Origin of the sequence: Ensifer sp. ZNC0028 (genome assembly GCF_000799055.1) — a bacterium.
In the GTDB taxonomy this organism is placed as follows: Bacteria; Pseudomonadota; Alphaproteobacteria; order Rhizobiales; family Rhizobiaceae; genus Ensifer.
The window spans coordinates 1-269 of the sequence record NZ_JTLA01000258.1; the positions used below are offsets into that span (position 1 = coordinate 1).

Below are 269 nucleotides of genomic sequence, written 5' to 3' on the forward strand. Positions count from 1 at the left end.
TGAACAAGGAAGAGTCCTTCATGTACGATCGGGAAACCAACTTCCCGATGGAGGACACGCGGAACGAAGCCCGCATCGAGTACACCGAGAGGGGCATGACACAGCTGAGTTCGCGCCGTTGCGAGATTATCAAGCTTTCGAAGAGCGGCGCGTTGATCGGTATCCTGACGAAGTACCAGTTGCCACAGAACTTCTACCTGGACATCCCGAGGGCCCGTATCCCGATGGTCGGCTGCCTTTTGAAGCGGGTGCATGCCAACAACGTCATC

Annotated in this window: 1 protein-coding gene; it reads left to right on the forward strand. The window is 56.1% G+C overall.

The window, feature by feature from the left end:
- Positions 1-269, forward strand: a 269-nt coding sequence (locus L981_RS32910) for a hypothetical protein (protein WP_043627163.1), incomplete at both ends; no start/stop codon positions are given.